The following is an 11,976-nucleotide window of genomic DNA, read 5'->3' on the forward strand; positions in this document are numbered from 1 at the left end:
TGTGAGCAAACAACAAAAAATTCTCTTTATTGATCGTGATGGTACGTTGATCGTAGAGCCTCCGGTTGATTTTCAAGTGGACCGATTGGATAAGTTAAAATTTGAACCATTTGTCATTCCAAGCTTATTGGCTTTACAAGAGGCAGGATACAAGTTGGTGATGGTGACGAATCAAGATGGCCTTGGCACTGACAGTTATCCGCAAGAAGATTTTGATGCACCACATCAAATGATGATGGACCTGTTTTATTCTCAGGGGGTCAAATTTGACGATGTACTGATCTGCCCACACTTTGATGCCGACAACTGCACGTGTCGCAAACCCAAACTTGGCCTCGTCAAAGAATACCTACAAAAAGGGTTAGTTGATTTTCAGCGATCGGTTGTGATTGGTGATAGAGAAACTGACATGCAACTTGCTGAAAACATGGCGATTCGTGGTATTCAGTATCACCCAGAGACTATGGGCTGGCAAGATATTGTCAAACAACTCACTGTCACACAGCGCATCGCTGAAGTTTCTCGTAAAACCAAAGAGACCGACATCCAAATTCAAGTCAACTTGGATCAAACTGGCGAAAATCAAATTTCAACCGGCATGGGCTTTTTCGATCATATGTTGGATCAGATTGCTACTCACGGTGGATTTACCATGCAAGTTCAAGTGAACGGGGATTTGCACATAGATGATCACCATACCGTTGAAGACACAGCCTTAGCGTTAGGGCAAGCCATTAAAGAAGCGTTAGGTGACAAGCGCGGTATTGGCCGATTTGGTTTTAGTCTGCCTATGGATGAGTGCCTGGCTCAATGCGCTTTAGATCTCTCAGGGCGGCCATATTTGAAATTTGATGCTTCATTTAGTCGCGAAGCGGTAGGCGATTTGTCAACCGAAATGGTTGTGCACTTTTTCAGATCTTTAACGGATACGCTTGCGTGTACATTACATTTGTCTTCGAGTGGTAATAACGATCACCACATTATTGAAAGCTTATTTAAATCTTTTGGTCGAACGTTGAGACAAGCGATCAAAGTCGAAGGTAATGAATTGCCCAGTAGTAAAGGGGTACTTTGAATGGCCAGTGAAGCAAAAATCGTCATCATTGATACTGGCTGCGCGAACGTCTCCTCGGTGAAGTTTGCTATCGAAAGGTTGGGCTACCAAGTCTCTATCTCCAGACAAGCTGACGACATATTATCTGCGGACAAGTTGTTTTTACCAGGTGTTGGCACCGCAAAAGAAGCGATGAACAACCTAAAACAGCGAGATCTTATTCAGCTAATCAAGCGTGTCGAAAAGCCACTGCTAGGCATCTGTCTTGGCATGCAGTTACTTGGTCGTCTCTCTGAGGAAAAAGGGACACAGGTAACTGAGGATGTTGAGTGTTTAGGGATAAGTAGCGGTGATATACGAATACTTGAAACCGGTGGCCTCCCTTTACCACATATGGGCTGGAATAAAGTAGTAGCAAACGAAGGCCATCCTTTATTCAAAGGTATCGAGAAAGATCAGTATTTTTATTTCGTACATAGTTACGGTATGCCAGTGAGCCAGGACACGATTGCACAATGCGAGTACGGTAAACCGTTTACGGCCGCCTTGCAAAAGGGCAATTTTTACGGCGTGCAATTTCACCCAGAGCGCTCTAGTAAGGCTGGCGCTCAGTTGATTCAAAACTTTCTAGAATTATAAAAGGCGAACAAAGTGATCATTCCAGCATTAGATTTAATTGAAGGCCAGGTCGTTCGCTTGTTTCAAGGGGACTATGGTCAAGTAACGCAATATAAAGTAGATCCTGCGGAGCAATTTAACGCATACCATGACGCGGGCGCTAACTGGCTGCATTTGGTCGACCTAACAGGTGCAAAAAACACGCAAGCACGCCAGCTTGAACTTATCTCTAGATTGTTGGCGAGTACGCCCGCCAATATTCAGATTGGTGGTGGCGTTCGTAGCGAGAAAGATGTATCCGAATTGCTCACAGCAGGCGCACAGCGTGTTGTTATCGGCTCTACTGCAGTAAAAGACCGAGAGTCTGTCAAACAATGGATTGAAAAGTTCGGCGCGGAGAAAATCGTTCTAGCGCTGGATATTAATATTGATGAATCAGGCGCACGTCGTGTAGCCACATCGGGTTGGCAAGAAAACTCAGGGGTGACCATGGAAGCGCTTATCAACGATTATTTAACCGTTGGACTACAACACGTGCTCTGCACCGATATTTCTCGAGACGGAACATTATCCGGCTCTAACGTTGAGTTGTATCGAGACCTATGTAGACAGTACCCGCAAGTTCAATTTCAGTCGTCAGGCGGCATTGGTTCGTTGGCGGATATTGAAGCGCTCAAAGGCTCTGGAGTAGCAGGGGTTATCGTAGGCCGAGCTTTACTTGATGGTAAATTCAGTGCTCAGGAGGCATTCCAATGTTGGCAAAGCGAATAATTCCCTGCCTTGATGTTAAAGATGGGCAAGTCGTTAAAGGGGTGCAGTTCCGTAACCACGAAATCATAGGGGATATTGTGCCGCTTGCGAAAAGGTACGCAGAAGAAGGGGCTGATGAGCTGGTATTTTATGATATTACTGCGTCCAGTGATGGGCGAGTGGTGGATAAGAGCTGGGTTACCCGAGTTGCCGAAGTGATTGATATTCCATTTTGTGTCGCAGGAGGTATTAAATCGGCAGAGGATGCTGCGCAAATTTTGCAATTTGGTGCCGACAAAGTATCGATAAATTCACCGGCTCTTGCCAACCCAAATCTTATTACTGAGCTTGCCGATAAATTTGGCGTGCAATGTATCGTGGTCGGCATAGATTCTTATTACGATAAAGAGACAGGCCAGTATCAAGTCTATCAATTTACTGGCGATGAGCAACGAACTAAAGCGACTCAATGGCAAACCATTGATTGGGTGAAAGAAGTACAAACCCGAGGCGCTGGTGAAATTGTTCTGAACATGATGAATCAAGATGGGGTCAGACAGGGTTACGATCTGGACCAGTTGAACCTGGTCAGGGAGGTTTGCCGCGTGCCACTGATAGCCTCTGGTGGTGCAGGTGCGATGGAGCACTTTGCCCAAGCGTATCAAGAAACCAATGTCGATGGGGCACTAGCCGCTTCTGTGTTTCATAAACAGGTCATCAATATTGGCGAGCTAAAACAATATTTAATCCAGCAAGGTATCGAGGTGAGAGTATGACCTTTGTGAACGCGAATAGTGATCAACTTATCGAGCGCATTGATTGGCAGAAAGTCGATGGCTTAGTTCCGGCTATCGTTCAAGACTTTGCCTCCAGTCAGGTACTTATGATGGGTTATATGAATGACCAAGCATTGAGCAAAACGCTTGATACCCAACTGGTGACGTTTTTTTCACGAAGCAAACAACGTTTATGGACGAAAGGTGAAACGTCAGGCAATGTGCTGAAGCTAAAAACGATTTCTCTCGATTGCGATAACGACACCCTGTTGGTTAAGGTTCATCCAGTTGGCCCAACTTGCCATAAGGGCACAACAACATGTTGGGATGGTAACCCTAGTGAGGAGTCGCAAATGGTTTGGCTCAGTCAGTTAGAAAAGCTGCTGGCGGAAAGAAAGCATGCCGATCCTGATTCATCTTATACCGCTAGTCTTTATGCCAGAGGAACAAAACGAATTTCTCAAAAAGTGGGTGAAGAGGGGGTCGAGGTAGCGCTAGCGGCGACTTCGGGTGACAAGGCTGAGCTCGTGTGTGAATCGGCCGATCTCATCTATCACCTTTTGGTATTGCTTCAAGATCAGGGCTTATCTCTGAGCACAGTGATCGACAAGCTTAAAGAGCGGCACAAATAGGCTTTTAATTAGAAAACGACAATAAGTTCTTAATCCAAACCGTAAGGTGCGTATACTACGCCTTACGGTTTGTTACTTATAAGAAGGATAAAGATGGCAGGTCACAGTAAATGGGCGAACATTCGTCACCGTAAAGCAGCGCAAGATGCAAAGCGTGGAAAAATCTTTACCAAGCTCATCCGAGAAATTGTCGTTGCGGCAAAAGAAGGGGGCGGAGACCCGGATAATAACCCTAGGCTAAGAGCGGCGATTGATAAGGCACTCTCCAATAACATGACTCGAGATACAGTCAATCGAGCGGTCAGCAGAGGGGCTGGCGGCGAAGGCGATGAGAACATGGAAACGGTGGTTTATGAAGGCTATGGACCCGCAGGAACCGCCGTTATGGTTGAATGTCTCACAGACAATCGCAACCGCACCGTATCTGGGGTTAGGCATGCGTTTTCTAAGTCCGGTGGCAATTTAGGTACAGATGGCAGCGTAAGCTATTTATTTAGCAAAAAAGGTGTCATTTCTTATGCCCCTGGTCTTGATGAAGACGCAGTCATGGAAGTCGCTTTGGAATCGGGTGCAGATGATATTGAAAGTGCAGAGGATGGTGCCATTGATGTGTACACTACACCAAATGACTTTGGCCCAGTCAAAGATGCGTTGGATGAGGCAGGGTTTGAAGCGGCAAACGCAGAAGTCACCTTAATCCCTTCTACAAAAGCTGATCTAGACGCCGATTCTGCACCTAAGCTGATGCGTTTAATTGACACCTTAGAGGATCTCGATGATGTTCAAGAGGTGTACCATAACGGAGATATCTCTCAAGAAGTGGCGGACTCTTTGTAAAAAGACAGGCAAACCATAAGGATATCAAACAAAGGTATGTCGATTATTTTAGGCATTGACCCGGGTTCTAGAGTGACAGGATACGGTGTTATTGGTCAGCAAGGGCGGCATCTACACTATATGGGGAGTGGCTGTATTCGTATGTCTGACGGTGATCTAGCAAGCAAACTCAAGCAGATTTATGCTGGCGTCACTGAAATCATTACTCAGTTCCAACCGGATGTTTTCGCCATTGAGCAAGTTTTTATGTCCAAAAACGCCGATTCGGCGCTCAAGCTGGGTCAAGCGAGAGGCAGTGCAATTGTGGCTGCATCGAATGCGGGCCTTCCTGTTTTTGAATATGCTGCTCGGTTAATTAAACAGGCTGTTGTAGGCACAGGTGGGGCAGATAAGGCCCAAGTTCAGCATATGGTGCAACATATGCTGAAACTGTCGAGTAAACCCCAATCAGATGCAGCAGACGCTCTGGGCGTGGCAATTTGTCATGCTAACACCAATAAAACGCTTGTCGCCCTCGCTGGTAAAGCGACCAGTGCTAAGAAAGGGCGGTATCGTTAATTTTATACCCAAGTTACTTGGGTATAGATATTTTTTATTAAATGTATAGGGTTGCATATTGTTTTGAATTTGTTGACTATAGATAAATACTGGTTAAGCTATTTTTCTATAGTAAATTCATTGGACAGTCGATGAGCTAAGTACTTGAACATATTAAAAGTGGCAGGTGTTTTCTCTGTAGGCAAACCGTTTTTGTCTAAGAAATTCTCTCCCTTAAATATGAGGACGGCATCTTTTTCTTCTACCGAGTCGGCACGCATGCCAGCAATATATTCTGGGTGATCTTGGATTAATTGATTGGCTATTAATAGAAGGTCAAAGGGTGAAATGACTTGCTTATTATTCATTTATATACCTTACTAAAGCGACAGTGAAAGCAACCGCGGAAACGAAACTTATAGATAGCTATTGTTAAAAATGTGATGTTTAGCGCGAATTTGTCGCTTATAGTAGTCACCCAAGAGGCCTGAAGTCTAGTATTTGTCGTTCCGTATTCTCGTTTGTGTATTTTGGTCAATACGATAAAAACGGGAATTAATTTTGCGGCCAATTGTCATACGGTTGAAATTAAATTTTCAAAAAGAGATTGATCTTCTAGTATTCAGGCTCGATATTAACAAGCAAGATGTAAGTATTGGTACGTTGTGCGGAGTGAACCGCGCAGTGATGAAAGGCGTTTAATTAAATATGGGTAAATCACTCGTTATCGTAGAGTCTCCTGCAAAGGCTAAAACGATAAATAAATATCTTGGTAAAGACTTTATTGTAAAGTCGAGCGTTGGACATGTTCGTGATCTTCCAACAGCAGGCCAGAGTACTGGCAAAAAAGCGGCTGCAGTCTCTACTAAAGGCTTGAGCCCAGAAGAAAAAGCTCGCCTTAAGAAAGAAAAAGATAGAAAGTCGCTCATTAAAAAAATGGGCATCGATCCGTATCATGGATGGGATGCAAATTACCAAATTCTGCCCGGTAAAGAGAAGGTGGTTGCCGAGCTGCAAAAGCTAGCGAAAGACGCAGATAGCGTTTATCTCGCAACCGATTTGGACCGTGAAGGAGAAGCGATTGCCTGGCACCTTCGCGAGATCATAGGCGGAGACGAGGAACGTTATAAGCGCGTTGTATTTAACGAAATCACTAAAAACGCCATTCAACAAGCTTTCGAGACTCCAGGCGAGCTCAACATGGATGGTGTGAATGCCCAGCAAGCGCGTCGATTTATGGACCGTGTGGTGGGTTTCATGGTCTCACCACTGTTGTGGAAGAAAGTCGCCCGTGGTCTATCAGCAGGGCGTGTTCAGTCTGTAGCCGTGAAGTTATTGGTTGAGCGTGAAAGAGAGATTAACGCTTTTGTTCCCGAAGAGTTTTGGGATATTCACGCGGATACTAAAACGGCCGATAAAACCGATTTTCGCCTTCAGGTAGCACAAAAAGACGGTGCGGCCTTCAAGCCTACAAATAAGGGTGACGTCGACAATTCGGTTGCTGCGCTAAAACAAGCCAGCTATGAAGTTTGTAAAAGAGAAGACAGGCCAACATCAAGCAAACCTTCTGCCCCGTACATCACATCGACTTTGCAACAAGCTGCGAGCACGCGCTTGGGTTATGGTGTGAAAAAGACCATGATGCTAGCTCAAAGGCTGTATGAGGCAGGCTATATCACCTATATGCGTACTGACTCGACAAACCTAAGCTCTGAAGCTGTGGATGCGGTGAGAGAGTTTATTTCGAGTGAGTTTGGTGACACGTATTTGCCTGCTAAAGCCAACGTCTATGGCAGTAAGCAAGGAGCACAAGAGGCGCACGAAGCGATTCGACCTTCTAGTGTTGACGTGAAAGCCGATGACTTGCAAAGTATGGACCCAGATGCTCACAAGCTTTATGCCTTGATTTGGAACCAGTTTGTTGCATGTCAAATGACGCCAGCCAAATATGACTCTACCACTGTCAGTGTAAAGGCCGCTGAATATACTTTGAAAGCGAAAGGCCGAATTTTAAAATTTGATGGTTGGACAAGAGTACAACGCCCACTCGGTAAAAACGAAGACCAGATCCTTCCGCCAGTGCAAATTGGTGATAAGTTAGACTTGATTGCTCTTGACCCTAAGCAGCACTTTACTAAACCGCCAGCGCGTTATACCGAAGCGGCTTTAGTTAAAGAGCTAGAAAAGAAAGGCATTGGTCGTCCTTCTACATACGCGTCTATCATTTCTACCATCCAAGATCGTGGCTACGTGCGTGTTGAACAACGTCGTTTTTACGCTGAAAAAATGGGTGAAATTGTTACCGATAGGCTCGATGGCAGCTTTAACGATCTGATGAACTATGACTTCACCGCGAGAATGGAGCAAAAGCTTGACCAAATCGCAGAAGGTGAAAGAAGCTGGAAAGGCGTTTTAGATAGCTTCTTCTCAGACTTTAGTGGCGATCTTGAGAAAGCTGAGCAGGATGAAGACCTTGGCGGTATGAAGCCAAATCATATCGTGATGACGGATATTGAATGTCCGACATGCTCACGTCCAATGGGGATTCGTACAGCATCAACAGGCGTATTTTTAGGTTGCTCAGGCTATGCGCTGCCACCTAAAGAGCGTTGTAAGACCACGATTAACCTTGGTGACGAAGAAGGCATTGTCAACGTATTGGAAGAAGACGTTGAAACCGCAGCGCTACGTGCGAAGAAACGTTGTCCAATATGTGAAACGGCAATGGATGCGTATTTAATCGATGATAAACGTAAGCTACATGTTTGTGGTAACAATCCAAACTGCGACGGCTATATCGTTGAACACGGTGAATACAAAGTCAAAGGTTATGACGGGCCCGTCGTTGAGTGTGATAAATGTGGCTCCGACATGGTGCTGAAAAATGGTCGCTTTGGTAAGTATATGGATTGTACCAATGAGGACTGTAAGAACACTCGTAAGATCTTGAAAAATGGCGAAGTCGCACCACCAAAAGAAGATCCGGTGCATTTCCCTGAATTACCGTGTGAAAACTCTGATGCGTACTTTGTACTACGTGATGGCGCATCTGGCTTGTTTATGTCGGCGAGCAACTTCCCTAAATCGCGTGAGACCCGAGCGCCGCTTGTTGCTGAGCTTGCTCGATTTAAGGAAAGACTGCCAGCTAAGTTTGCACATTTAGCGCAGGCGCCAGTGAAAGATCCCGATGGTCGACCAACTGTGGTTCGATTCAGCCGTAAATCTAAAGAGAATTATGTGCGCTCGGAGGTCGATGGTAAGCCTTCTGGCTGGACAGCGCTCTATGTTGATGGTAACTGGGAAATTACCGATAAAAGAAAGAAGCCAAAGAAATAGCGGTTTCACGTAGTTTATAAGCGAAGGCCACCACAATATGCGGTGGCTTTTTTACACCTGAAATTTATGCAGAAATATGACAATTACAAAGTATATTAACATGCATTACACACCATATATCGATGCAACTTATTAAATCCTATCCTATTTATCTATTGACAAATTCTTACCTATAACTATCTAAATTTTACCCCCAATTTAGTGCCACTTTTCACGAGACAACTATGCAAGTTCGAGGTATTGTAGTTGTAGCATGTGATGGAGCATGCATATTGTGCAAGGTTTTGCTACCAATAATAAAATATCCATATCTCTGTAGTGGAATAAATAATGACAAAAGTAGCAGCACATAACATCGAACTTTAACGATGACGTCATCAACTTAAGATCGCTCTTAGTTGATTTTTTATATTGTCAATTAGTTGGTAAAAATAAAGTTCAGCGGGTTTAAAGGATAAATGGTTCGACTTAAGAACTATCTGTTTAAATGATAAAGAACATGGAGATAAACAATGGCTGGTGTACTAGGAATGATTCTTGCCGGTGGTGAGGGTTCACGTTTAAGACCATTAACCGGGTCTCGCAGTAAACCTTCTGTACCATTTGGTGGGAGTTACAGGCTTATAGATTTTGCACTCAATAACTTTGTCAATGCAGGTCTGATGAGGATTTATGTGCTGACGCAATTTAAGTCTCAATCTTTGTTTTATCACTTGAAGCAAGGTTGGAATATAAATGGCATCACTGATCAGTTCATTGACCCCATTCCCGCTCAGATGCGAACTGGCAAACGTTGGTATGAAGGTACTGCAGACGCTATCTATCAAAACGTGCGTTTTATGGAGTTATCAGAGCCAGAACATGTCTGTATCTTTGGCTCGGACCACATCTATAAAATGGATATCAAACAATTTATTGATTTCCATAAAAAACAAAAAGCGTCGCTAACCGTATCTGCGCTAAGAGTGCCTATCGCTGAAGCTACTCAATTTGGTGTGATTGAAGTAGACAAAGACGGCCGAATGATTGGCTTTGAAGAAAAGCCATCCGAGCCAAAGTCGATTCCGGGTGATCCAGAACATGCACTGGTTTCTATGGGTAACTATGTGTTTGAAGCAAAAACATTGTTTGCTGAGCTGATTGAAGATGCCGATAAGGAAGACTCGACACACGATTTTGGCAAAGACATCATTCCTAACATGTATCCTCGTGGCGATGTTTTTGTTTATGACTTCAGTACGAACACAATCACTGGAGAGAAAGAGGAAGTGTATTGGCGAGATGTCGGAACGATAGATTCCTACTGGCAAGCCCATATGGATCTACTCGAAAAAGACGCTCCCTTCTCTCTATACAATCGCAAATGGCCACTTCACACCTATCACCCACCTCTCCCTCCCGCCACTTTTAGTGATTCAGACAATGGACGAGTTCAAATCATTGATAGTCTTGTGTGCAATGGTAGCTATGTTCGAGGATCTCGCATCGAAAAATCCGTGTTGGGCTTCCGTAGCAATGTCGCGTCATCGTGTGATATCAGTGAGAGTATATTCCTTGGTGATGTCAAAGTTGGCGAAGGATGCGTATTGCGTCGTGTCATCATTGATAAAGGTGCAGACATTGCTCCTGGTGTACAACTTGGTGTGAATTTACAAGAAGATAAAAAGCGATATCATGTTTCAGATGATGGCATTGTGGTAATACCAAAAGGAGCAAAAATTGGCTACTAAGAGTTTGTCTATTCTATTTGTAGCGTCAGAGGTTGAAGGGCTAATCAAAAGTGGGGGGCTGGCCGATGTGGCGAAAGCCCTACCCGAGGCGCTGCTCAACCTGGATCAAGATGTACGTATTTCTATACCAGCGTATCGTAATGTAACCAATGTTGATAAAGCGCCTGTGCTTTTAGAGACACAACTCGATACGTGGCCGCACACCGAATACAAAGTACTTGAGTTAAGTGTGTCCGGGGTGCCAGTTTACGCGATTGATTGTCCGCAGTATTTCGAACGCGATGAAATGTACGCTGAGAACAATCAAGCCTATGCCGATAATGGCGAACGATTTGCATTTTTTAGTGCAGCGTGTCTGGACATGTTAGCCAAGCTTTCCTTTAAACCAGATGTTGTCCATGCTAACGATTGGCACACGGGCTTGGTGCCTTACTTATTGAAAACGCGTTATCGAAACGACGCGTTCTTTAGCGCGACAAAAAGCATTCTGACAATCCATAATGCCGTTTTTAAAGGCGTCTTCAGTTATGAAGAGCTACATTGTCTTAGGGAATTTCACTCTAGATTTGTTCCGGAAGCGGCGATCAGTTCAACGCACGTCACTATGCTAAAAGCAGGGGTGATGTCTGCCGATAAAATCAATGCTGTCAGTCCAAGTTATGCAGAAGAGCTAAAAACCGAGCTCGGTGGTCACGGCATGCATAAGGAATTCAAGGCCAGAGAGAAAGACTTGATCGGCATTTTAAATGGATGTGATTACTCGTCTTGGAATCCCAAAACTGATGAGTTTTTACCGAAAACCTATTCTTCAGATAGTGAAAGCATGGCAATTGGCAAGCAGGCAGCCAAACGTGTGCTCCAAGAAGAGTTAGGTTTACCAGCACGTAAAGTGGCGATGTACGGCATGGTCTGCCGTTTAACCAATCAGAAAGGTATTCACTACTTACTGCCGATATTAGATAAGTTCTTAGCTCACGATGTTCAATTGGTAATAGTAGGGACGGGTGACCCTATACTGGCCAGTCAGCTTAAGGAATTGTCGGCAATACATGCCGATAAGTTTGTTTTTGTCGAAGCGTACAGTAATCGCCTAGCGCATCTTGTTGAAGCAGGCTCAGATTTCTTCTTGATGCCTTCAGAATTTGAACCATGTGGACTGAATCAAATTTACAGTATGGCTTATGGATCTTTGCCTATTGTACGTGGAGTGGGAGGCTTAAAAGACAGCGTGAGGGATTATTACAGCGATCGTGAGTTGGCCACCGGGTTTGTGTTCTATGAGCCCAAGCCACTTGACTTATTGTTGACGCTACTTAACTCTTTACTGCTTTATACCCAGAGCCCGGACGAAATGGCGCGAGTCCAAGCTCATGCCATGAAGCAGGATTTTTGTTGGAAGAATGCCGCAAGAGAGTATCTCGATTTGTATTTTAGTGCGTAGGTAATAAACCATAGACACTTGAACGAAAATTGCTATCCATATAACGAGGTTAGTACTAAGCTAACCTCGTTTTTTGTCGAGTTACTGAAGTACAAAATAGTTTGATCTGAAATGTGTATGTTTCAAGCTAGCCATGATTGTAGGGGAGTTACAGTTTGGTCGATTTGTCATTACCACGGTACTGTGAAAGTCTTGGACAGAAATGAGTTAGGAATTTAATTTACTTCTGCAATTTTGGAATTAGTATTTTTAGGGAGAAATGGCT

The 11,976-nt window shown here is 44.3% G+C and carries 11 protein-coding genes; 10 read left to right on the top strand and 1 reads right to left on the bottom strand.

The window, feature by feature from the left end:
* The first annotated feature begins 1 nt into the window (after position 1).
* From hisB to ruvC, 7 genes are all read left to right on the top strand, one after another.
* A complete protein-coding gene (gene hisB, locus M9194_RS13025; protein WP_250613102.1) occupies positions 2 to 1,075 on the top strand; it encodes a bifunctional histidinol-phosphatase/imidazoleglycerol-phosphate dehydratase HisB in 1,074 nt (357 codons plus the stop codon).
* A complete protein-coding gene (gene hisH, locus M9194_RS13030; protein ID WP_250613103.1) occupies positions 1,076 to 1,693 on the top strand; it encodes an imidazole glycerol phosphate synthase subunit HisH in 618 nt (205 codons plus the stop codon).
* A gap of 12 nt (positions 1,694 to 1,705) precedes the next feature.
* Positions 1,706 to 2,443, top strand: coding sequence for a 1-(5-phosphoribosyl)-5-[(5-phosphoribosylamino)methylideneamino]imidazole-4-carboxamide isomerase (hisA, locus tag M9194_RS13035; RefSeq protein ID WP_250613104.1), 738 nt, complete (start codon positions 1,706 to 1,708; stop codon positions 2,441 to 2,443).
* The gene (gene hisF / locus M9194_RS13040; protein ID WP_250613105.1) at positions 2,425 to 3,198 is read left to right on the top strand and encodes an imidazole glycerol phosphate synthase subunit HisF; all 774 of its coding nucleotides are present in this window, start codon (positions 2,425 to 2,427) and stop codon (positions 3,196 to 3,198) included. Before hisA ends, hisF begins: the two co-directional genes overlap by 19 nt.
* Entirely contained in the window at positions 3,195 to 3,830 is a 636-nt protein-coding gene (gene hisIE, locus M9194_RS13045) for a bifunctional phosphoribosyl-AMP cyclohydrolase/phosphoribosyl-ATP diphosphatase HisIE (RefSeq protein WP_250613106.1), read from the top strand. The genes hisF and hisIE overlap by 4 nt, the downstream gene beginning before the upstream one ends.
* Positions 3,831 to 3,923: 93 nt before the next feature.
* Positions 3,924 to 4,667 carry a YebC/PmpR family DNA-binding transcriptional regulator gene (locus tag M9194_RS13050; protein WP_250613107.1) on the top strand — a complete coding sequence of 248 codons (744 nt, stop codon included), beginning with the start codon at positions 3,924 to 3,926 and terminating at the stop codon, positions 4,665 to 4,667.
* A gap of 36 nt (positions 4,668 to 4,703) precedes the next feature.
* On the top strand, positions 4,704 to 5,225 hold the full coding sequence (gene ruvC, locus M9194_RS13055) for a crossover junction endodeoxyribonuclease RuvC (RefSeq protein WP_250613108.1): 522 nt from the start codon (positions 4,704 to 4,706) through the stop codon (positions 5,223 to 5,225).
* Between the two features lie 98 nt (positions 5,226 to 5,323).
* Here the strand turns inward: ruvC and M9194_RS13060 are convergent, their stop codons facing one another.
* Positions 5,324 to 5,572, bottom strand: coding sequence for a DUF2498 family protein (locus tag M9194_RS13060; RefSeq protein ID WP_250613109.1), 249 nt, complete (start codon positions 5,570 to 5,572; stop codon positions 5,324 to 5,326).
* A 340-nt stretch (positions 5,573 to 5,912) separates the two neighbouring features.
* On the opposite strand from M9194_RS13060, the gene topA reads away from it, so the two are divergent.
* From topA to glgA, 3 genes are all read left to right on the top strand, one after another.
* Positions 5,913 to 8,540, top strand: coding sequence for a type I DNA topoisomerase (topA, locus tag M9194_RS13065; protein WP_250613110.1), 2,628 nt, complete (start codon positions 5,913 to 5,915; stop codon positions 8,538 to 8,540).
* Between the two features lie 512 nt (positions 8,541 to 9,052).
* Complete coding sequence (gene glgC, locus M9194_RS13070) at positions 9,053 to 10,270, top strand: glucose-1-phosphate adenylyltransferase (RefSeq protein ID WP_250613111.1); 1,218 nt, start codon at positions 9,053 to 9,055, stop codon at positions 10,268 to 10,270.
* On the top strand, positions 10,260 to 11,711 hold the full coding sequence (glgA, locus tag M9194_RS13075) for a glycogen synthase GlgA (protein ID WP_250613112.1): 1,452 nt from the start codon (positions 10,260 to 10,262) through the stop codon (positions 11,709 to 11,711). Before glgC ends, glgA begins: the two co-directional genes overlap by 11 nt.
* Positions 11,712 to 11,976 lie beyond the last annotated feature (265 nt).

This window comes from Vibrio sinus, from assembly GCF_023634645.1.
Lineage (GTDB): Bacteria > Pseudomonadota > Gammaproteobacteria > Enterobacterales > Vibrionaceae > Vibrio > Vibrio sinus.